The organism is Streptomyces sp. NPDC002835 (assembly GCF_053591995.1).
Genome location: NZ_JBSFUW010000003.1, coordinates 226703 through 247596, shown reverse-complemented (window position 1 = coordinate 247596; position 20894 = coordinate 226703). Strand labels below are relative to the sequence as shown.

The window sequence follows — 20894 nt, the reverse complement described above, 5'->3', positions numbered from 1 at the left end:
TTATGCGGGCCCGTGTGCAGGGCGGCGGACGCCGGGTGAACGACGGATGAATGCGGCGCGGACGAGGGCCGGTTGAGGTGTGAGTGCGGCACATGAGGGTGCCGTCCCCCAGGGCGGGCCGGGCGGCCGCTAACCTTACGTGTCCGCCCTGGCCTGTGTTGCCCGGGCAGGAGCGGACACTCACCGCACCCAACTCATGCGAAAGGTCTCGACCATGAGTATTCGGAGCTTGCTGCGCAAGGTGTTCGGACGCGACCGTACTGAGCGTAACGAGTCGGCGGCAGCCTCCGTTCCGGCCCAGACCGAGCGCACGGAACCGGCCACGGACACGTCCTCCGCCGCGTCCCGCTCGGAGGGCTCGAACGCGACGGTGCCCTCGCAGGCGCCTTCGGAACGGGTGTCGGACCTGGTCTCCGCGGCCTTCGACAAACCTGCGCCGCGCACCACCCCCTCGGTCCCGTCCCAGGCCGGCCCCGCCGAGTCGGACGCGGCCGTCGCCGACGACGCCCCGTCCACGAAGGACGCGCCGGAGGCGGAAGCCCCCGCCGCGGACGACGCACCGGAGGCCGACGCCACTACCGACGCGGCCGCGCCCGACTCGGAGCCGCAGGCAGAGGCACCCGTGGCGGACACCCCCGCTACGGCAGAGAGCACGACCGAGTCCCCGGAGGCGGCTGTCGCGAGCGACGCCGCGGAGGCGGACGCGGTCGTCGAAGACAACGAGTCCACCGCGCCGGAGGCGGAAGCCCCCGCCGCAGACGACGCACCTGATGCGGAGGAGCCCGTCGCAGCCGACGAGCCCGCCGCGAAGGACGCGCCTCAGGCGGACGAGCCCGCGGCCGAGGCCGAGGCGCCCGTCGCCGCAGAGGAGACCCCGCAGAACGACGACACCCCTGAAGCGGAGGAGGCACCCCAGGCGGAGGCGCCCGTAGCGGAGGACGAGCCCGCCGCAGACGACGCACCCAAGGCTGACACCCTCCAGGCCGAAGCCTCCCTCGCGGACGACAAGCCCGTCGTGGAGCAGGCCTCGGAGGCAGAGGCCCCCCAGGCCGAGGCCCCCGCCGCCGCAGAGGAGACGCCCCAGACAGACGCCCCGGGCACAGACGACGTACCGGAGGCGGACGACGCCCCCAAGGCTGACGCTCCCGTCGCAGACGAGGAGCCCGCCACAGACGCACCCGTCACAGAGGACGCGCCCGCCGCCCAGGCGGACGCACCCGAGGCGGACGCCCCCGTCACCGCCGCCGCCCCCGCGCAGGTCGCGCAGGCGCCGCGGCTCGTGGAGGCGTACGAGGCGGCCGGGGCCGCGCTCGAGAAGGCGCGGCTCACCGGGGCGCGCGCCCACGTGTACCTGGTGCTCGACCGGTCCGGGTCCATGCGCCCGTACTTCAAGGACGGCAGCGCCCAGCGTCTCGGCGAGCAGGCGCTCGCCCTCGCCGCGCACCTCGACGCCGACGCGACCGTCGACGTCGTCTTCTTCTCGACCGAGATCGACGGCACCGGCCGGCTCACCCTCGACTCCCACGAGGGCCGTATCGACGAGCTGCACGCCGGCCTCGGCCGTATGGGGCGGACGAACTACCACGTCGCGATCGAGCAGGTCCTCACCCTGCACGCGGAGAAGAAGACCGACGCCCCGGCGTTCGTGATCTTCCAGACCGACGGAGCCCCCGAGTCCAAGACCGCCGCCACCGCCGCCCTCACGGCGGCGGCCGACAAGCCGGTGTTCTGGCAGTTCGTGGCGTTCGGCGAGCACGAGGCCAAGGCGTTCGACTACCTCCGCAAGCTCCAGGCGGACAACGCCGGCTTCTTCCACGCCGGCCCCGCGCCGCTCGGGCTTGCGCACGCGGAGCTGTTCGAGGGCGTCCTCGGGAGCTGGCGCCCGTAGGCGGGAAAGATCCGACAGCCGACGGCGCCCGGGCGTGCATCAGCGCCCGGGCGCCGTCGTGTGTCCGCGCACCCCCGGCCCCGACCACGCGGGTGAGCCGATCTTCGTCGGCCCGTTAGGATTTCGACCATGGCGGCCACTGGATCCGAGAAGCAGGGGGCGAAGGCGTATTACGTCTCGACCCCCATTTACTACGTCAACGACGCTCCTCACCTGGGCCACGCCTATACGACCGTCGCAGGCGACGTGCTCACGCGCTGGCACCGTCAGCGCGGCGAGAAGGTGTGGTACCTCACCGGCACGGACGAGCACGGTCAGAAGATCATGCGCACGGCCGAGGCGAACAACGTCACGCCCCAGGCCTGGTGCGACAAGCTCGTCGAGGAGGCCTGGAAGCCCCTCTGGGAGCACCTCAACATCGGACACGACGACTTCATCCGCACCACGGAGAAGCGGCACACGGACCGTGTGCAGGAGTTCGTGCAGGACCTGTACGACAAGGGTGAGATCTACAAGGGCGGCTACGAAGGCCCGTACTGCGTGGGCTGCGAGGAGTACAAGCTCCCGGGCGACCTCATCGAGGGCGAGGCCGGCGCCAAGCTGTGCCCGATCCACAAGAAGCCGGTGGAGATCCTCAAGGAGGAGAACTACTTCTTCAAGCTCTCCGAGTACGGCCCGAAGCTGCTCGACTTCTACGCCGCGAACCCGGGCTTCATCCAGCCCGAGTCCGCCCGCAACGAGGTCGTGAACTTCGTCAAGCAGGGGCTGCAGGACCTCTCCATCTCGCGCTCCACCTTCGACTGGGGCGTCCCGGTCCCGTGGGACGAGAAGCACGTCATCTACGTGTGGGTCGACGCGCTGCTCAACTACGCGACGGCGGTCGGCTACGGCGCGAACCAGGCCAAGTTCGACGAGACCTTCCCGGCGAACGTGCACCTGGTCGGCAAGGACATCCTGCGCTTCCACGCGATCATCTGGCCGGCCATGCTGATGGCGCAGGGCCTGCCGGTGCCCGGCAGGGTCGCGGCCAACGGCTGGCTGATGGTCGGCGGCGAGAAGATGTCGAAGTCGAACCTGACCGGCATCAAGCCGCAGGACCTGACCTCGCACTTCGGTGTGGACGCGTACCGCTGGTACTTCCTGCGCGCGATCGCGTTCGGCCAGGACGGCTCGTTCTCCTGGGAGGACTTCACCGCCCGGTACACCTCCGAGCTCGCCAACGACTACGGCAACCTCGCCTCGCGCGTCGCGGCGATGGTCGGCAAGTACTTCGACGGCGCGCTGCCCGCGGCCACGGCCTCGGGCGAGGCCGAGAAGGCGGTCCAGGACGGCCTGGCGAAGGCGGTCGCGGAGTCGGACCGGAAGATCGGCGAGGAGCTGGACTTCCAGGGCGGCATCCTGAGCGTCTTCGAGTTCGTGAAGCAGGTCAACGGCTACATCACGGAGCAGGAGCCGTGGAAGGTCGCCAAGGACGACTCCCCGGAGGGCCGGGCGCGGCTGGCGACCATCCTCTACACGGCGGCGGAGTCCCTGCGCGCGGTGGCGGTGCTGCTCAACCCGATCATGCCGGAGACGTCCCAGAAGCTGTGGGACTCCCTGGGCGCGGACGCCGCGCTGGGCGCGCTCGCGGACCAGAAGGTCCAGGAAGCGGGCGAGTGGGGCAGGCTCCCGGCGGGGACGACGGTCACGAAGGGCGCGGTGCTGTTCCCGCGCCTGGAGGAGCCGAAGGAGGCGTAGGTCGCACACGCGACCGGTCAGGCACGCACGAGGGCCCGGAACCGATGGTTCCGGGCCCTCCGCCGTTCCCGGCCCGTCACGGACGCCGTCCGGACGCGACGACGGCCCGCACCACCCCACCGGGTCGTACGGGCCGTCGTCGGACGTGGTCGCGCGGGGTTACTCGCCCGACTTGGCGACCGGCTTGCGGAGCTGGATGTTCAGCTCGCGCAGCCGCGCCTCGTCCAGCTCGCTGGGCGCGCCCATCAGCAGGTCCTGGGCGTTGCCGTTGAGCGGGAAGGCGATCGTCTCGCGGATGTTCGGCTCGTCGGCCAGGAGCATCACGATGCGGTCGACGCCGGGGGCGATGCCGCCGTGCGGCGGGGCGCCGTACTCGAAGGCGCGGAGCATGCCGGCGAACTCCTGCTCGACGGTCTCGCGGGAGTAGCCCGCGATCTCGAAGGCCTTGAACATGATCTCGGGCTCGTGGTTCCGGATCGCGCCGGAGGAGAGCTCGACGCCGTTGCAGACGATGTCGTACTGCCAGCCGAGGACGTCCAGCGGGTCCTGGGTCTCCAGGGCCTCGAGGCCGCCCTGCGGCATGGAGAACGGGTTGTGCGAGAAGTCGATCTTCCCGGTCTCCTCGTCCTTCTCGTACATCGGGAAGTCGACGATCCAGCAGAAGCGGAAGACGTCGTCCTCGAAGTGGCCCGCGCGCTTGGCGGCCTCCACCCGGACCGCGCCCATGATCTTCGAGACCTCGTCGAAGTCGCCCGCGCCGAAGAAGACCGCGTGGCCGGGCTCGAGCGCCAGGCGCTCGGTGAGGACCTTGACGTTCTCCTCGGTGAGGAACTTGGCGATCGGGCCGGTCAGCGCGCCGTCGTCGCCGACGCGCACCCAGGCGAGGCCCTTGGCGCCCTGCTCGACGGCGTAGTCACCGAGGCCGTCGAAGAACTTGCGGGTCTGGCCGGCGGTGTCCGGCACGGCGAGCGCGCGGACGTGCTTGCCGGCGAACGCCTTGAACTCGGAGGCCGCGAAGACGTCGGAGATGTCGACGAGCTCCAGCTTGGCGCGCAGGTCCGGCTTGTCGGAGCCGTACTTCAGCATCGCCTCGCGGAACGGGATCCGCGGGAACGGGGAGGTGACGTGGCGGCCGCCGCCGAACTCCTCGAAGAGCTCGGTCATCAGCTTCTCGATCGGCTGGAAGACGTCCTCCTGCTCGACGAAGCTCATCTCGACGTCGAGCTGGTAGAACTCGCCGGGCGAGCGGTCGGCGCGGGCGTCCTCGTCGCGGAAGCACGGCGCGATCTGGAAGTAGCGGTCGAAGCCGGAGATCATCAGCAGCTGCTTGAACTGCTGCGGGGCCTGCGGCAGCGCATAGAACTTCCCCGGGTTGAGACGGGACGGCACGACGAAGTCGCGGGCGCCCTCGGGGGAGGTCGCGGCGAGGATCGGGGTCGCCATCTCGTTGAAGCCGAGCGCGGTCATCTTGTGCCGGATGGCGGAGATGACGGCGGTGCGCAGCATGATGTTGCGGTGCATCCGCTCGCGGCGCAGGTCGAGGAAGCGGTACTCGAGCCGGCGCTCCTCGTTCACGCCGTCGTCGGCGTTGATGGTGAACGGGACCTGCTTGGCGGCGCCCAGGACCTCGACCTCGGTGGCCTCGACCTCGATCTCGCCGGTGGGCAGCTCGGGGTTGACGTTCTCCGCGCCGCGGGAGACGACCTTGCCGTCGACCCGGACGACGGTCTCCTTCGTCAGCTTGTCGAGGACCTCCGCGGCCTTGGTGCCGGGCCGGGCGACGAGCTGCGTGATGCCGTAGTGGTCGCGCAGATCGATGAAGAGGATGCCGCCCAGGTCGCGCCGATTGTGCAGCCAGCCGCTCAGCCGGACGTCGGTTCCGACGTCAGAGGCGCGGAGCTCGCCGCAGGTGTGGGACCTGTACCGATGCATCGTCGTTCATCCAGTCTTAGCGGTTCGGGTGGGCACAACCGTTGCAAGGTTACCGCCCGGCCCCCGTCCGGCCCATTGACATAGACGCGACACTCTCGCCGGCGGCATCCCGCCGCGTCAGAATCGTGATGATCGGAATAAAGTGAGGCAATGCGCACGGAGGACGTCCTGGCCGCCATCGCGACGGGCGTATGGCGGTGGGACACCAGATCCGGGACGGTCACCCTCGACGCCGAGGCCGCCCGGCTGATCGAGATGGCCACCGGTCCCGGTGCGGCCACCGCGTCGGCCGTGCGCTCCCGCTTCCACCCCGTCGACTGGAGCGAGATCAACGGCGTCATCTCCCTCGCCGTCGCCGAAGGCACCCTCGCGGAGGCGCGGCTGCGCGTGGTGGACGAGACCGGCCGGGTGCTGCGCACCGTCCGCAGCCGCACCAAGGCCCGGGCGGAGGCCGAGGGCTATCTGCTGTTCGGCACCCTCCAGGAGGTCGCGGAGCCGCAGCCGGGCACGACGGCCGCGCAGACGCCCATCACCGGCGACTGGCGCCGCCACCGCGAGGCGTTCCTGCTGGACGCGGGCCGCGCCCTCGCGGAGGCCCGTTCCACGGCGGAGGTGCTGCGGGTCGCCGCCTCCCTGTCGATGCCCGGCTTCTCCCCGGACGGCCTGGCGGTCTTCGGCGTGGCCGGCGACCATCTGACGATCGTCGGCCACCACGGGCACAGCGCCGACGACGAGCAGCCGTTCACGGACCTGCCCCTCGACACCAACTACCCGGCAGCCGAGGTGGTGCGCAGCGGGCGGGCGGTCTATCTGCCGAGCCCCGGCGAGTACCGCCGCCGCTACCCCGTCACCTGGCCGCTCGCCCGGCGCTTCGGCCGCCAGTCGTGGGCGTTCCTGCCGCTGATCGTCGCCGGGCGGACCATGGGCGCGTGGATGGCGGCCTTCCGCCACCCGGTGACCTTCACCCCCGACGAGCGCTCCGTGCTCACCACGGTCGCCCGGATGCTCGCCCAGGCGCTGGCCCGCGCCGGCGTCGCGGAGACCGAGCGCGAGCTCTCCCTCGACCTGCAGCGCACGATGATGCCGCAGCTCGGCCCGGAGATCCCCGGCATGTCGGTCGCGGCACGGTACGTGCCGACCGGTGGCGGCCTCCAGGTCGGCGGCGACTGGTACGACGTGATCCCGCTGCCCTCCGGCCGTACGGCCCTGGTCATCGGAGACGTCCAGGGGCATGACGTACGGGCCGCCGGGCTCATGGGGCAGCTGCGGATCGCGCTGCGCGCCTACGCCTCCGAGGGCCACCGGCCCGACGCGGTCCTCTCGCGCGCCTCCCGCTTCCTGCACGGCATCACCGGCACCTACGCGGAGGGCGACTACTCCAGCCCCCGCTTCGCGACGTGCCTGTATCTGGAGGTGGATCCGGCCACCGGTCTCGTCGAGATCGCCCGCGCCGGGCACCCGGAACCGGCCGTACGGACCTCCGACGGCACGGTGCTGCTGCGCCCCACCGAGGGCGGGCTGCCGCTGGGCATCGACCCGGACACCGACTACCCGACGACCCGGTTCGTCCTGGAGCCCGGCGAGACGCTGATGATCTGCACCGACGGTCTCCTCGAGACCGGCGGGCACGACCTCGACACCGGCTGGGCCAGAATCCGCGGCGTCCTGGAGGAGCACACCGGCGAGTCGCTGGAGGAGCTCGCGGACAGCCTCGTACAGGCCGTGCACGGCCCGTCGTCCCACTACACGACCGGGCCGCTGGCCGACCGGCGGGAGGACGACATCGCGCTGGTGCTGCTGTGCCGTCAGGGGCAGCCGGCCCGGCGGGCCCCGCGCCGTACGGCGATGACCGTGGCCCAGGCGCAGCCGGAGCGGATTGCCGCCGCCCGGCAGCATCTGCGTGAGCTGCTGCACGACTGGCGGGACGCGGAGCAGGTCGACTCGGCGGTCCTGATGACCTCCGAGATGGCCACCAATGTGCTCGTGCACACCGACGGCGACGCGCTGCTCGTGGCCGAGGTGGCGCACGACGACACCGCACGGCGGCTGCGGGTGGAGGTCACTGACGCCAGCGACGAGCTGCCCCACCGGCGCCGGCCGGGCGAGATGGCCTCCTCGGGGCGCGGGCTGCTGCTGATGGAGATGCTGGCGGACAACTGGGGCGTGGACCCCAGGGGCGAGGGCAAGTCGATCTGGTTCGAGCTCTACGAGTCGGGCGCGCCGGAGGGCCCCGGGGCGGCGTCGGCCGGACCGTAGCGGGCGCGCAGTTCGCGGACGACACCGAACGCGGCGGCCGTGGCCGGGACGGCGAGCAGCATCCCGATGATGCCCGCGATGCCCGCCCCCGCCGTGAGGGCCACCAGCACCACCGCCGGATGCATGTGGACCGTCCGGCTCTGGATCACCGGCTGGAGCACGTGGCCCTCCAGCATCTGCACCGCCAGCACCACGCCCAGCGCCCACAGCGCGATGACGAACCCCCGGTCGGCGAGGGCCACCAGGACGGCGACCGCCCCGGAGACGAACGCCCCGAGATAGGGGATGTACGCGCCGACGAAGACCAGCGCCCCGAGCCCGATCGCACCGGGCACCCGCAGGATCAGCAGGCCGATCGTGATGCAGGCGGCGTCGATCAGGGCGATGAACGTCGTGCCGCGCATGAAGCCCTGGACGGCGGCGAAGGCGCGGCGGGCGATGGCCTCCGCGAGTTCGCCGCCGTCGCCGGGTGCGAGGGAGCGCAGCGCACCGGCGGCCCGGCCGGCGTCCCGCAGGAAGAAGAAGATCAGCAGCAGCGCCAGCACGGCGATCGCGACGATCTCGGTCACCACGCTCAGCCCGGTGACCACTCCGGACGCCGCCCTGCCGCCGACCCTGGCGAGGGCCTCCCTGGCGTTCGCCGCCAGGTCGTCGAGCGAGGTGCCGGGTGCTCCGAAGTGCCGCGACAGGTCGGACACGGCGCGGCGCAGGGAGGCGACGATCTGGTCCCCGGTGTCGATCAGCGCGTTGACGATGATGTAGACCGCCCCGCCGACGACGGCGATCACGGCGGCGCAGGTGAGCGCGGCGGCCAGGGACCGCTGCACCTTCATCTGGATCAGCCGCTGGTGCAGCGGTCCGAGGAGCGCGGTCCCGAGGACCGCGAGGAGGACGGCCGTCACGGCGGTCTGGAACTTGACGACGAGCCGGACGCCGACCGCCCCGACCCCCGCGACGAGCAGCGCCACGGCGCACCAGGCGGCGAGGCGCTTCACGGGCTCGGGCAGCAGCGGCTTCGACAGGGGCACAGCCCCACCCGACCACGCGGGCCCGCACGCGTCCCGCCCATCCGGTCCGCACGGGTGACGGCCCGTCACATCGGTGACGGGCCGTCAGTCGTCGTACGCGCCGTTACGGGGGGAGTCACATGCCGTGGACGGCGGGGACGGTGCCCAGCAGACCCTTCTGGAAGTCCTCGAAGGCCTGCCGCAGCTCCGCCTGGGTGTTCATGACGAACGGGCCGTAGTGCGCCATCGGCTCGCGGATCGGGCGGCCGCCGAGCAGCACGATCTCCAGGTCGGGCGTGTTCGCGTCCTGGGCGTCGTCCGCCCGGACGGTGAGCGAGCCGCCGTCGCCGAAGACGGCGGTCTGCCCGGTCCGCACCGGCCGCAGCTCCCGCCCGACCGCGCCGCGGCCCGCGAGGACGTAGGCCAGGCCGTTGAAGTCCTCGCGCCAGGGCAGGGTGACCTCGGCGCCCGGCGCCAGGGTGGCGTGGATCATCGTGATCGGGGTGTGCGTGATGCCGGGCCCCTCGTGGCCGCCCAGCTCACCGGCGATCACCCGCAGCAGCGCGCCGCCGTCCGGGGAGGTCAGCAGGCGCACGTGGCCGCCGCGGATGTCCTGGTAGCGCGGGTCCATCATCTTGTCGCTCGCGGGGAGGTTCACCCAGAGCTGGAGCCCGTGGAACAGCCCGCCGGACATGACGAGGGACTCCGGCGGCGCCTCGATGTGCAGAAGGCCGCTGCCGGCCGTCATCCACTGGGTGTCGCCGTTCTGGATGGTCCCGCCGCCGCCGTTGCTGTCCTGGTGGACGAAGGTGCCGTCGATCAGGTATGTGACCGTCTCGAAGCCGCGGTGCGGGTGCCAGGGGGTGCCCTTCGGCTCTCCGGCGGCGTATTCCACCTCGCCCATCTGGTCCATCATGATGAACGGGTCGAGGTACTGGTAGCTGATCCCGGCGAACGCGCGACGCACCGGGAATCCCTCTCCTTCGAAGCCGCTCGGGGCCGTGGACACGGCCAGCACGGGCCGCGGCAGGGCCTCTGCGGGCGCGGCGACGCTCGGCAGGGTGATCGGGTTCTCGACAGTCACTGCAGGCATGGCGGGACCTCCTTGTTCGAACACTTTAGTTGAACAATGAACTTCTTGCCACCCGGAACGTCGAACGCCCGGAAGGAATTCCTTCCGGGCGTTCCAGGCGTGGGCCTCCGCGGTCGTTAGCCGTACATCCTGCGCATCGCGAAGTCGACCATCTGCTCGACCGCCTTCGCGTCGAAGACCATCCGGTGGTCCCCCTCCATGTCGAGCACGAAGCCGTACCCGGTCGGGAGCAGGTCGATCACCTCGGCGCCGGTGATCACGAAGTACTTGGACTCCTTGCCGGCATACCTGCGCAGTTCCTTGAGCGTGGTGAACATCGGAATGACCGGCTGCTGGGTGTTGTGCAGCGCCAGGAAGCCCGGGTTGTCGCCGCGCGGGCAGTAGACCTTCGACGTCGCGAAGATCTGCTGGAAGTCCTCGGCCGACATCGACCCCGTCGTGAAGGCCCGCACCGCGTCCGCCAGGGACGGGGGCGACGGCTCGGGGTACAGCGGCTGCTCCCCGTAGGAGGGCTGCTGGGGCACGTACTGCTGCTGAGCGCCCGGGGCCTGGTCGTAGCCGTACATGCCCGCAAGAGTACTGAACGCACACACCCGGCGGGGCCACCGCCCGTATCGTGGCCGCACGTTCGGCCAAGGGCCTCGCCGGACGCGCGGGCCGCGCGAGTCTTGTCACAGATGCCCGGTCAGGGTTGCATCTTATTACCGACGGGTAGCATCATCGGAGCTACTTGCTGGTACGTGGATGAGCAATCCAACTTCCGATCTTTACGGAGCCGTCGCCATGGGGCACTACAAGTCGAATCTCCGCGACATCGAGTTCAACCTCTTCGAGGTCCTCGGGCGCGACAAGCTGTACGGCACCGGCCCGTTCGCGGAGATGGACGTCGACACCGCCAAGTCGATCCTCGAGGAGATCGCCCGCCTCGCGGAGAACGAGCTGGCCGAATCGTTCGCCGACGCCGACCGCAACCCGCCGGTGTTCGACCCCGCGACCAACACCGCCCCGGTCCCCGAGAGCTTCAAGAAGAGCTACAAGGCCTTCATGGACTCCGAGTACTGGCGCCTGGGCCTGCCCGAGGAGATCGGCGGCACCACCTCGCCCCGCTCCCTGATCTGGTCCTACGCGGAGCTGCTGCTCGGCTCGAACCCGGCCGTGTGGATGTACTCCTCCGGCCCCGCCTTCGCCGGCGTCCTCTTCGACGAGGGCAACGAGGCGCAGAAGAAGATCGCCGAGATAGCCGTCGAGAAGCGCTGGGGCTCCACCATGGTCCTCACCGAGCCGGACGCCGGCTCGGACGTCGGCGCCGGCCGCACCAAGGCGATCCAGCAGGACGACGGCTCCTGGCACATCGAGGGCGTCAAGCGCTTCATCACGTCCGGTGAGCACGACATGGAGGAGAACATCCTCCACTACGTGCTGGCGCGCCCCGAGGGCCACGGCCCCGGCACCAAGGGCCTCTCCCTCTTCCTCGTGCCCAAGTACCACTTCGACTGGGAGACCGGCGAGCTGGGCGAGCGCAACGGCGTCTACGCGACGAACGTCGAGCACAAGATGGGCCTCAAGGCCTCCAACACCTGCGAGATGACCTTCGGCGACCAGCACCCCGCCAAGGGCTGGCTGATCGGCGACAAGCACGACGGCATCCGCCAGATGTTCATGATCATCGAGTTCGCGCGGATGATGGTCGGCACGAAGGCCATCGCCACGCTCTCCTCGGGCTACCTGAACGCGCTGGAGTACGCCAAGGAGCGCGTCCAGGGCCCCGACCTGAAGAACTTCGCGGACAAGACCGCCCCCAAGGTCACCATCACGCACCACCCCGACGTGCGCCGCTCCCTGATGACGCAGAAGGCGTACGCCGAGGGCATGCGCGCCCTGGTGCTGTACACCGCCTCCATCCAGGACGAGATCGCCGTCAAGGAAGCCGCGGGCGAGGACGCCAAGGCGCTGGTCGCGCTGAACGACCTGCTGCTCCCCATCGTCAAGGGCTACGGCTCCGAGCGCTCGTACGAGCAGCTCGCCCAGTCGCTCCAGACCTTCGGCGGCTCCGGCTACCTGCAGGAGTACCCGGTCGAGCAGTACATCCGCGACGCCAAGATCGACACCCTCTACGAGGGCACCACCGCCATCCAGGGCCAGGACTACTTCTTCCGGAAGATCGTCCGCGACCAGGGCCAGGCGTTGAACACCCTCTCCGAGGAGATCAAGAAGTTCCTCGCGGTCGGCACCGGCGGCGAGGAGCTGGCCGGCGCCCGCGACGCGCTCGCCAAGGCCGCCGTGGACCTCGAGGCGATCGTCGGCACCATGACGAACGACCTCATCGCCACCGGCGACGACGTCAAGAACATCTACAAGGTGGGCCTCAACACCACCCGCCTGCTGATGGCCTCCGGTGACGTGGTCGTCGCCTACCTGCTGCTGCGCGGCGCGGCCGTCGCCGCCGAGAAGCTGGAGACCGCCTCCGCGAAGGACGTGCCGTTCTACCAGGGCAAGATCGCGGCCGCGAAGTTCTTCGCCGCCAACGTCCTGCCGGGCGTCTCCGTCGAGCGCGCGCTCGCCGAGACGGTCGACGGTTCCCTGATGGACCTGGACGAGGCCGCGTTCTAGCCCGTCCCGCCTGTCACGGACTGTGCCGCCGCCCGACTCGTTCGGGCGGCGGCATCGTCGTTCGCGCCCGGCAGCCTGGCGTACCTGCCGAGACTCCCCTCCACGGGAGCGACCGCGCTCGACCGCCTGCAGCGACGGCGGCGGACCGTCACAACCGGCTCCCCGAACCGGCATACGGCACGGCGGTGACCCTCGTTAAGGTGAACTTCATGAGCAGCGAACCTGCCCGCTTCGATCGCGGCCACACCGATGACCTCATGGCCTTCCTCACGGCCGCACCCACGCCGTACCACGCAGTCGCCGCAGCCGCCGAGCGGCTCGAGAAGGCCGGCTTCCGGGAAGTCCTGGAGACCGACGCCTGGGACTCCGCCACCGGCGGCAAGTACGTGCGGCGCGGCGGCGCGCTCATCGCCTGGTACGTGCCGGAGGGCGCCTCGGCGCACACCCCCTTCCGCATCGTCGGCGCGCACACCGACTCGCCGAACCTGCGCGTCAAGCCCCTGCCCGACACCGGCGCCCACGGCTGGCGGCAGATCGCCGTCGAGGTCTACGGCGGAACCCTCCTCAACACCTGGCTCGACCGCGACCTCGGCATCGCCGGCCGGCTCACCCTGCGCGACGGCACCCACCGGCTGGTCAACGTCGACCGGGCGCTGCTGCGCGTACCGCAGCTCGCCGTGCACCTCGACCGCTCCGTCAACACCGACGGCCTCAAGCTCGACCGGCAGCGCCACATGCAGCCCGTCTGGGGGCTCGGCGACGTCGAGGAGGGCGACCTGATCCGCTTCCTCGAGCAGGAGGCCGGGCTCGCGGAGGGCGAGGTCAGCGGCTGGGACCTGATGCCCCACTCGATCGAGCCGCCCGCCTATCTGGGACGCGACCGGGAGCTGGTCGCCGGCCCCCGGATGGACAACCTCATCTCCGTGCACGCCGCAACGGCCGCGCTGGCGGCGGTCTCCGCGGCCGCCGACCTGCCGTACATCCCCGTGCTCGCCGCCTTCGACCACGAGGAGAACGGCTCCCAGTCGGACACCGGCGCCGACGGCCCGCTGCTCGGCTCCGTGCTGGAGCGCTCGGTGTTCGCCCGCGCCGGCAGCTACGAGGACCGGGCCCGCGCCTTCGCCGGCACCGTCTGCCTCTCCTCGGACACCGGCCACGCCGTGCACCCCAACTACAGCGAGCGGCACGACCCGACCCACCACCCGCGCGCCAACGGCGGCCCCATCCTCAAGGTCAACGTCAACCAGCGGTACGCCACCGACGGCCAGGGCAGGGCGCACTTCGCCGCCGCCTGCGAGAAGGCCGGCGTGCCGTGGCAGACCTTCGTGTCGAACAACGCGATGCCCTGCGGCACCACCATCGGCCCGATCACCGCGGCCCGCCACGGCATCCACACCGTCGACATCGGCGTCGCGATCCTGTCGATGCACAGCGCCCGCGAACTCTGCGGCGCCGACGACCCGTACCTGCTGGCGAACGCGCTGGTGGCGTTCCTCGAGGGCTGAGCGCCGCGGTCCTGCCCGGCCGGGGCGGCCCAGGAAATGTTGCCGCCGCCCCGGGCGCGGTCGACGCTGTGTCCGTGAGGGGGGCCACCCGGCACGACACGAACGGAGCGACCTCCATGAGAATGATGCTGCGGGCCGTCATGGACACGAGCAAGGCTAACGAGGCGACGGACACGGGAAAGGTCCAGCAGCTCTGGGGCCGGATCCTGGAGCGGATGCAGCCGGAGGCCGCCTACTTCAGCCCGCACGACGGCTGCCGCGCCTGCGTCATCGTCTTCGACATGCAGGACAGCGCCCAGATGCCGGTCTTCCTCGAACCGCTCTTCCACGAACTCGGCGCACACGTCGAGCTCCAGCCCTGCATGAACAAGGAAGACCTGATGAAGGGCCTTGCCGAGGCGGCCAACGCCCGCTGACCGCCCCGGCACCCGCCTACTGCGCCCGGTCCATCCCCGCCAGCACTAGCGGCAGCCGGGACGCGCCGTCCTCTGCGACCCGTACCGGCACGCCCCAGTCCTGCTGGTGGACATGGCAGGCCGGATACTCGTTGTCCGGGTCGTCGTCGCAGGAAGCCGCCATCGCGGAGACGTGCAGCACGCCCTCCCCGACCGCCGCGTCGATCTCCAGCTCACGGGACAGGTCCGTCCCCGCACCGTCGCCCGCGAGCAGGAGCTCGGGCGGCGTGGCGGAGACCAGCAGCCGGGTCGAGGGGCCGTAGCGGGTGTCGAGCTTCTGGCCGGCGGGGGCCTCGAAGACCACGTCCACGCGGAGCTTCCCCGGCGCCACATCGGTGGCGGCGCGCTGCGTGCGGTGGGCGACGGCCTCGACGCGCACCGCCTCCTCGGGCAGCCGCAGCCGGGTCAGCCGGTGCCGCGCCGACTCCACGACGACGATCTCCTCGCCGTCGAGCACCGCGTCGCTCGGCTCCCGCAGATCGGTGGCGAGCGTCGTCACCTCGCCGGTCGCCGGGTCGAAACGGCGCAGCGCGTGGTTGTACGTGTCGCTGACCGCGACGGACCCGTCGGGCAGCGCGGTCACCCCCAGCGGATGCTGGAGCAGGGCCTGCTCGGCGGCGCCGTCGCGGTGGCCGAAGTCGAAGAGCCCGGTGCCGACTGCGGTGTGGACGACCAGTTCGCGGTCGATCCAGCGCAGCGCCGACGTCTCCGAGTCGGCGATCCACAGCCGGTCCTCGGTCGCCGCGAGCCCGGACGGCTGCGCGAACCACGCCTCGGCCGCCGGGCCGTCGACCAGCCCCTCGTTGGTGGTGCCGGCCGCGACCTGCACGGTCCCCGCCGCGGGGTCGTACGTCCACAGCTGGTGCACGCCCGCCATCGCGATCCACAGCCGGTCGCCCCACCAGGCCACGTCCCACGGCGACGAGAGCGCCACCTCGGTCGCGGGCCCGGCGGTGGGCGACCCCTGCCACCACTGCTTCCCGGTCCCGGCGAGCAGCTCGATGGCGCCGGTCTCCGGGTCGTAGGCGCGGATGGAGTGATTCACGGTGTCGGCCACGGCGACGCGGCCGTCGGGCAGCAGGGCGAGGCCCTGCGGCTCGTTGAACTCCCCGTCGCCGACGCGCCGCACGACGCTCTCGCCGTCCGCCGCCAGCTCGACCAGCTGATGCCGGGTGGTGTCGGAGACGAGAAGGTTCCCGGAGGGCAGCCGGAGCGCCTTGCCGGGGAAGCGCAGATCGGTGGCGACCGGCTCGGGCGCGACGTACGGCCCGTCACCGCGCCGCAGCGTCCCCTTGGCCGCGTGCTCGGCCTCCAGCTCCTCGACGAGCTTCGCGATGGCGTGGGCATGCCCCTCGCCGGCGTGCTGGGCGACGACGTACCCCTCGGGGTCGATGACGACCAGCGTGGGCCATGCCCGTACCGCGTACTGCTTCCAGGTGGCGAGCTCGGGGTCGTCGAGGACGGGGTGATGCACCTGGTACCGCTCGACGGCGTCGACGACCGCCTGGTGATCGGCCTCGTGCACGAACTTCGGCGAGTGCACGCCGATGATCACCACGGTGTCGCGGTGCTTCTCCTCGAGCTCGCGCAGCTCGTCGAGCACATGCAGGCAGTTGATACAACAAAATGTCCAAAAATCAACAATTACGGTCCGGCCACGGAGGTCCACCAGGCTGAGGTCCTTGTCACCGGTGTTGATCCATCCGCCCTTGCCGACCAGCTCGGGAGCGCGGACACGGGCACGTCGGGGCGCGGGCGCGGGGGTGGGCGCCGGGGCGGCATCGTTCATGCTTCAAGCTTGCCATCCTGGTCCGAATGCCGGATCACAGGCATGGGGCGGGGCCTACAGGAAGGCTGACACCCCAGTACCGGGCCCGAACGCGTGCCCGTGGGGCGATGACACCGTCCGGCGGCGCCCGCCGGGGTACGCATCCGTCATGAAATATCTGGTGCGGGACAAGATCTTCGCGATCGGCGACGACTACTGGATCGACGACGAGCACGGGCGGCACGCCTTCCTCGTCGACGGGAAGGCGATGCGGCTGCGGGACACGCTCGAGATCAAGGATCCGGACGGGCGGGTGCTGATCACGCTGCGGCAGAAGATGTTCAGCCTCCGGGACGCGATGACGATCGAGCGGGACGGAGAGCCGCTCGCCACGGTCCGCCGGAAGCGGCTGTCTCTGCTGCGCAACCACTACCGGGTGGCGCTCGTCGAGGGGACGGAGCTGGACGTCAGCGGGCGGATCCTCGACCGGGAGTTCGCGGTGGAGTACGAGGGGGAGCTGCTGGCGCACATCTCCCGGCGGTGGCTGACCCTGCGGGAGACGTACGGGGTGGACGTCGTACGGGAGGACGCGGACGCGGCGCTGATGATCGCGGTGGCCGTGTGCGTGATCCGGATGGCGGAGAAGGAGCGCGAGGACGGCTGAAAGGGACGGCGGACCGGTCCGGCCGGGGTCAGCGCAGGGTGGCAGGGGCCGGGGTCAGCGCAGGGTGGCAGGGGCCGGGGTCAGCGCAGGGTGGCAGGGGCCGGCAGGCCCAGGCGGCGGTCCTTGAGGGCCGGGAAGACCTCGCGCGTCTTCTCCACCTTCGCCGGGTCGAGATCGACCGTGATCACTTCCTCGTCCGGTCCCGCCTCCGCCAGGACCTCGCCCCACGGGTCGACCACGATGCTGTGGCCGGCCTGCTCGACGCCCGCGTGGGTGCCTGCGGTGCCGCAGGCGAGGACGTACGCCTGGTTCTCGACGGCGCGGGCGCGGGCCAGCAGGGTCCAGTGGTCCCGGCGGCGGGCGGGCCAGCCCGCGGGGACCACGAGCGCCTGGGCGCCCGCGTCGGTCAGGCCGCGGAACAGTTCGGGGAAGCGCAGGTCGTAGCAGGTGGCCAGGCCGAGCGTGAGCCCTGCGGCGACGGACACGGTCACCAGTTCCTCGCCCGCGCCCATCATCACGGCCTCGCCCTTGTCGAAGCCGAACCGGTGGATCTTGCGGTACGAGGCGGCGAGCTCTCCCGCGGGGGAGATGACGAGGGCCGTGTTGTAGAGCGTGCCGTCGGCGGCCTTCTCGACGACGGAGCCGGCGTGCAGCCAGACGCCCGCGTCGCGCGCGGCCCCGGCCATGGCCTCGTAGGTGGGGCCGGCGGGTGACTCGGCCTCCTGCTCGAACTGCTGGTAGGCGAAGGCTCCGACGGGCCACAGCTCCGGCAGGACCACCAGTTCGGCGTCCGCCTGTTCCCGCACCAGCGCGGCCACGCGCCGCCTACGGGAATCGACCGATTCGTCCGTTTCTACCGCGATCTGGATGAGGGAGGCGCGCACACTACCACCGTCCTGGCATTCGAGCCGTCAACACGGGCCTACGATCGTCACACGAAAGCACTGCCGGGGTGCCTTCGGGCAGCGTACTGTGCTCATCCGGGGGCCACCCCCGGACCCCCACAGCGCTGCCAGTCCAGTTTGTCCGCGTACGACCGCCGAGGGGTCCCGTGACCGTCCATCCCAACCTCCAGAACTACGCCGATGCCTGGACCCACGCCGTCGAAGCGATAGCCGAGCTGGTCGGGCCGCTCGTCGAGGGCGAGTGGAACCGCGCCACGCCGTGCCCGGGCTGGTCGGTGCGGGACATCGTCTCGCACGTCATCGGCATGGAGTGCGAGATGCTCGGGGACCCGCGGCCGATCCACTCGCTGCCGCGCGATCTCTACCATGTGCAGAGTGAGTTCGCCCGCTACATGGAGATGCAGGTCGATGTGCGCCGACACCACACGGCGCCGGAGATGACCTCCGAGCTCGAGTACACGATGATCCGCCGGGCGCGGCAGCTGCGGAACGAGAACCGCAGCCCGGAGACCAAGGTCCGCGCACCGCTCGGCGCCGAGCAGCCGCTCGAACTCGCCTACCGGATGCGCGCTTTCGACACGTGGGTGCACGAACAGGACCTGCGGTCCGCGTTGAACAAGCCGGGCAACCTCGACTCCCCGGGCGCCTACATCGCCCGCGACGTCCTGCTCCAGGGCCTGCCCAAGGTCGTCGCCAAGGAGGCGGGCGCGCCCGCGAATTCGGCCGTCGTCTTCGACGTGCACGGGCCGGTCGAGTTCCTGCGGACCGTGCGGGTGGACTCCGACGGCCGCGGCTCGATCGACGGCTCCCCGTCGCTGGGCCCGCAGGCGACCATCGGCATGGACTGGGAGACGTACTACCGGCTGGCCTGCGGACGCGTCCGGGCCACCGCGGTGCCCGACCGGATCAAGGTCGACGGGGACACGGAGCTGGCGGAGGCCATCCTGCGCGCGTTCGCCGTCACGCCGTAGCCACGTACGGGGCGTGACGGCGGCTCCCGGAGCGCCTGAGTCCCGGGGGCGCATCCGTCACGCCCCGTACGCCCTCACCCGTGCCGGCGGCCGTCACGCCGGGACGTGCACCGCCTCGACCCGGCTGGCCACCAGGCGTTCGCGCTCGCGCCGCGCGGTGCGCCCGCGCAGCCGCAGGATCTGGGCGACGCCGAGCGCCTCCAGCACGAAGACCGACGAGAAGGCGATCCGGTAGTCGCCGCCGGTCGCGTCCAGCAGAAGTCCCACCGCGAGCAACGTTGTCATCGAGGCGATGAAACCGCCCATGTTGACGATTCCGGACGCCGTCCCCTGCCGTTCCGGCGGGTTGGCCGGGCGGGCGAAGTCGAACCCGATCATCGACGCCGGCCCGCACGCGCCGAGCACCGTACAGAGTGTGACGAGCAGCCACATGGGGGCCGGGCCGCCCGGGTAGGCGATGGTGACGGCCCATAGGGTCGCGGTGGAGCCGACCGTGCCGAGCGCCAGCGGGACCCGTGCCGCATGGTGCCGGGCTATGACCTGCCCGTACACCAGGCCCACCAGCATGTTGGAGAGCACCACCAGCGTCAGCAGGCCGCCCGCGCCCTCCCGGGACATGCCCTGTGCCTCGACCAGGAACGGCATGCCCCACAGCAGCAGGAACACCATGCCGGGGAACTGGGTCGTGAAGTGGACCCACATGCCGAGCCGGGTACCGGGCTCACGCCACGACGCGGCGATCTGCTTCCGCACGAAGGCGGGTCCCGCGTGCCGTGCGGGCGGCGGTTCGTGGCCCTCGGGGTGGTCGGAGAGGAAGAGCGAGAGCAGCACCAGCACCAGCACTCCGGCGGCCGCGCTGCCCGCGAAGGTGGCCGTCCAGCCCATGCCGTGCAGCATGCGGGCGATGAAGAGGGTCGAGACGAGGTTGCCCGCCATGCCGAAGAGCGCGGCGACCTGTCCGATGAGCGGGCCGCGCCGGGCCGGGAACCAGCGGGAGCCGAGGCGCAGCACGCTGATGAAGGTCATCGCGTCGCCGCAGCCGAGGAGCGCGCGGGCCGCGAGCGCCGTCCCGTACGAGGGCGACAGGGCGAAGCCGAGCTGGCCGACGGTGAAGAGGACCACGCCGATGGTGAGCACCTTCTTGGTGCCCAGCCGGTCGACCATGAGGCCGACGGGTATCTGCATGCCCGCGTAGACCAGCAGTTGGAGGATGGAGAAGGTGGACAGGGCGGAGGCGTTGACGCCGAAGCGGTCGGCGGCGTCGAGTCCGGCGACGCCGAGGCTGGTACGGAAGATGACCGCGACGAAGTAGACGGCCACGCCGATGCCCCACACCGCGGCGGCCCGCCGGCCGCCGGGCGGATCGCCGGGCAGGGAGACCGGGGTGGGGCTCACCGGCCCGCGTCCCGGACGAGTACTTCGACCCGGCCGAGGTGGACGCGCACACAGCCTGCCGCGCCCTCCGCGTCGCCCGCCTTGATCCGGTCCAGGATCTCGGCGTGCTCCTCGTAGTTGCGTGAGACCCGGTCGGGGAGGGCCTGCATCATCGCGACGCCCATCCGGAGCTGGCGGTCGCGGAGTTGGTCGTAGAGCCGGGAGAGGATCTCGTTGCCGGCGTGCTTGACGATCTCGGCGTGGAAGCAGCGGTCGCTGACGGCGAAGGCGGCGAGGTCGCCGGCATCGGCGTGACACCGCTGCTCGGCCAGCAGCTCCTCCAGGCGTACGACGAGCGCGGCGGGCGCCGGCACCGCCTTGCGCACCGCGAACTCCTCGACCAGCAGCCGGGTTTCGACCACGTCCCGGATCTCCTGCGCGGAGACGGCGAGAACGAGTGCGCCCTTCTTCGGGTAGAGCTTGATGAGCCCTTCCACCTCGAGCTTGAGCAGCGCTTCCCGTACGGGGGTGCGGGACACCCCCACGGCTTCGGCCAGTTCACCTTCGGTGAGCAGGGTCCCGCCCTCGTAACGGCGATCGAGGACGGCCTGCTTGATGTGGGTGTAGACGCGTTCTGCGGCAGGGGGCTGCTTCACGGTGGCGGCGGCGGACATGCACACAGCTTAGATACAACAGCGTTCAACCAGAAAGCCGCGTCCGGGATACGGA

General features: G+C 71.1%; 16 protein-coding genes. 8 read left to right on the top strand and 8 right to left on the bottom strand.

Annotation, left to right across the window (positions count from 1 at the left end; all coding sequences use genetic code 11):
• Nucleotides 1-214 precede the first annotated feature (214 nt).
• Complete coding sequence (locus ACWD01_RS05320; protein WP_451158259.1) at nucleotides 215-1888, top strand: VWA domain-containing protein; 1674 nt, start codon at nucleotides 215-217, stop codon at nucleotides 1886-1888.
• Between the two features lie 129 nt (nucleotides 1889-2017).
• Nucleotides 2018-3625 carry a methionine--tRNA ligase gene (metG, locus tag ACWD01_RS05315; protein ID WP_451158257.1) on the top strand — a complete coding sequence of 536 codons (1608 nt, stop codon included), beginning with the start codon at nucleotides 2018-2020 and terminating at the stop codon, nucleotides 3623-3625.
• Between the two features lie 159 nt (nucleotides 3626-3784).
• Here the strand turns inward: metG and aspS are convergent, their stop codons facing one another.
• Complete coding sequence (aspS, locus tag ACWD01_RS05310; RefSeq protein WP_451158255.1) at nucleotides 3785-5557, bottom strand: aspartate--tRNA ligase; 1773 nt, start codon at nucleotides 5555-5557, stop codon at nucleotides 3785-3787.
• 150 nt (nucleotides 5558-5707) lie between these two features.
• Between aspS and ACWD01_RS05305 the strand changes: the two genes are divergently transcribed.
• On the top strand, nucleotides 5708-7813 hold the full coding sequence (locus tag ACWD01_RS05305; RefSeq protein ID WP_451158253.1) for an ATP-binding SpoIIE family protein phosphatase: 2106 nt from the start codon (nucleotides 5708-5710) through the stop codon (nucleotides 7811-7813).
• Here ACWD01_RS05305 and ACWD01_RS05300 read toward each other — a convergent pair.
• From ACWD01_RS05300 to ACWD01_RS05290, 3 genes are all read right to left on the bottom strand, one after another.
• On the bottom strand, nucleotides 7762-8841 hold the full coding sequence (locus tag ACWD01_RS05300) for an AI-2E family transporter (protein WP_451158251.1): 1080 nt from the start codon (nucleotides 8839-8841) through the stop codon (nucleotides 7762-7764). The genes ACWD01_RS05305 and ACWD01_RS05300 overlap by 52 nt on opposite strands.
• 115 nt (nucleotides 8842-8956) lie before the next feature.
• Nucleotides 8957-9913, bottom strand: a complete 957-nt coding sequence (locus tag ACWD01_RS05295) for a pirin family protein (RefSeq protein ID WP_451158249.1) — start codon at nucleotides 9911-9913, stop codon at nucleotides 8957-8959.
• 116 nt (nucleotides 9914-10029) lie between these two features.
• Entirely contained in the window at nucleotides 10030-10479 is a 450-nt protein-coding gene (locus tag ACWD01_RS05290; RefSeq protein ID WP_264245562.1) for an SseB family protein, read from the bottom strand.
• A 217-nt stretch (nucleotides 10480-10696) separates the two neighbouring features.
• Here ACWD01_RS05290 and ACWD01_RS05285 point away from each other — a divergent pair, with 217 nt between their 5' ends.
• From ACWD01_RS05285 to ACWD01_RS05275, 3 genes are all read left to right on the top strand, one after another.
• Entirely contained in the window at nucleotides 10697-12523 is a 1827-nt protein-coding gene (locus ACWD01_RS05285; protein ID WP_451158386.1) for an acyl-CoA dehydrogenase, read from the top strand.
• Nucleotides 12524-12732: 209 nt separating this feature from the next.
• Entirely contained in the window at nucleotides 12733-14028 is a 1296-nt protein-coding gene (locus ACWD01_RS05280; RefSeq protein ID WP_451158247.1) for a M18 family aminopeptidase, read from the top strand.
• 116 nt (nucleotides 14029-14144) lie between these two features.
• Nucleotides 14145-14444, top strand: coding sequence for a hypothetical protein (locus ACWD01_RS05275; RefSeq protein WP_451158245.1), 300 nt, complete (start codon nucleotides 14145-14147; stop codon nucleotides 14442-14444).
• 16 nt (nucleotides 14445-14460) lie between these two features.
• Here ACWD01_RS05275 and ACWD01_RS05270 read toward each other — a convergent pair whose 3' ends face one another.
• Nucleotides 14461-16272 carry an NHL domain-containing thioredoxin family protein gene (locus ACWD01_RS05270; protein ID WP_451158243.1) on the bottom strand — a complete coding sequence of 604 codons (1812 nt, stop codon included), beginning with the start codon at nucleotides 16270-16272 and terminating at the stop codon, nucleotides 14461-14463.
• Between the two features lie 148 nt (nucleotides 16273-16420).
• Between ACWD01_RS05270 and ACWD01_RS05265 the strand changes: the two genes are divergently transcribed.
• The gene (locus ACWD01_RS05265) at nucleotides 16421-16915 is read left to right on the top strand and encodes an LURP-one-related/scramblase family protein (protein ID WP_451158241.1); all 495 of its coding nucleotides are present in this window, start codon (nucleotides 16421-16423) and stop codon (nucleotides 16913-16915) included.
• A gap of 80 nt (nucleotides 16916-16995) precedes the next feature.
• On the opposite strand, the gene ACWD01_RS05260 is transcribed toward ACWD01_RS05265, so the two are convergent.
• Nucleotides 16996-17799, bottom strand: a complete 804-nt coding sequence (locus tag ACWD01_RS05260) for a carbon-nitrogen family hydrolase (protein WP_451158239.1) — start codon at nucleotides 17797-17799, stop codon at nucleotides 16996-16998.
• Between the two features lie 167 nt (nucleotides 17800-17966).
• Here ACWD01_RS05260 and ACWD01_RS05255 point away from each other — a divergent pair, with 167 nt between their 5' ends.
• The gene (locus ACWD01_RS05255) at nucleotides 17967-18791 is read left to right on the top strand and encodes a maleylpyruvate isomerase family mycothiol-dependent enzyme (protein ID WP_451158237.1); all 825 of its coding nucleotides are present in this window, start codon (nucleotides 17967-17969) and stop codon (nucleotides 18789-18791) included.
• A 93-nt stretch (nucleotides 18792-18884) separates the two neighbouring features.
• On the opposite strand, the gene ACWD01_RS05250 is transcribed toward ACWD01_RS05255, so the two are convergent.
• Entirely contained in the window at nucleotides 18885-20186 is a 1302-nt protein-coding gene (locus ACWD01_RS05250) for an MFS transporter (protein WP_451158236.1), read from the bottom strand.
• Nucleotides 20183-20839 carry a GntR family transcriptional regulator gene (locus tag ACWD01_RS05245; protein ID WP_451158234.1) on the bottom strand — a complete coding sequence of 219 codons (657 nt, stop codon included), beginning with the start codon at nucleotides 20837-20839 and terminating at the stop codon, nucleotides 20183-20185. Before ACWD01_RS05245 ends, ACWD01_RS05250 begins: the two co-directional genes overlap by 4 nt.
• Between the last annotated feature and the right edge of the window lie 55 nt (nucleotides 20840-20894).

What these genes read in the sequence shown, in the direction of transcription:
- ACWD01_RS05320 (WP_451158259.1), top strand. Translation starts at nt 215, where the DNA reads ATGAGTATTCGGAGCTTGCTGCGCAAGGTGTTCGGACGCGACCGTACT.
- metG (WP_451158257.1), top strand. Translation starts at nt 2,018, where the DNA reads ATGGCGGCCACTGGATCCGAGAAGCAGGGGGCGAAGGCGTATTACGTC.
- aspS (WP_451158255.1), bottom strand. Translation starts at nt 5,557, where the DNA reads ATGCATCGGTACAGGTCCCACACCTGCGGCGAGCTCCGCGCCTCTGAC.
- ACWD01_RS05305 (WP_451158253.1), top strand. Translation starts at nt 5,708, where the DNA reads ATGCGCACGGAGGACGTCCTGGCCGCCATCGCGACGGGCGTATGGCGG.
- ACWD01_RS05295 (WP_451158249.1), bottom strand. Translation starts at nt 9,913, where the DNA reads ATGCCTGCAGTGACTGTCGAGAACCCGATCACCCTGCCGAGCGTCGCC.
- ACWD01_RS05290 (WP_264245562.1), bottom strand. Translation starts at nt 10,479, where the DNA reads ATGTACGGCTACGACCAGGCCCCGGGCGCTCAGCAGCAGTACGTGCCC.
- ACWD01_RS05285 (WP_451158386.1), top strand. Translation starts at nt 10,697, where the DNA reads ATGGGGCACTACAAGTCGAATCTCCGCGACATCGAGTTCAACCTCTTC.
- ACWD01_RS05280 (WP_451158247.1), top strand. Translation starts at nt 12,733, where the DNA reads ATGAGCAGCGAACCTGCCCGCTTCGATCGCGGCCACACCGATGACCTC.
- ACWD01_RS05275 (WP_451158245.1), top strand. Translation starts at nt 14,145, where the DNA reads ATGAGAATGATGCTGCGGGCCGTCATGGACACGAGCAAGGCTAACGAG.
- ACWD01_RS05270 (WP_451158243.1), bottom strand. Translation starts at nt 16,272, where the DNA reads ATGAACGATGCCGCCCCGGCGCCCACCCCCGCGCCCGCGCCCCGACGT.
- ACWD01_RS05265 (WP_451158241.1), top strand. Translation starts at nt 16,421, where the DNA reads ATGAAATATCTGGTGCGGGACAAGATCTTCGCGATCGGCGACGACTAC.
- ACWD01_RS05245 (WP_451158234.1), bottom strand. Translation starts at nt 20,839, where the DNA reads ATGTCCGCCGCCGCCACCGTGAAGCAGCCCCCTGCCGCAGAACGCGTC.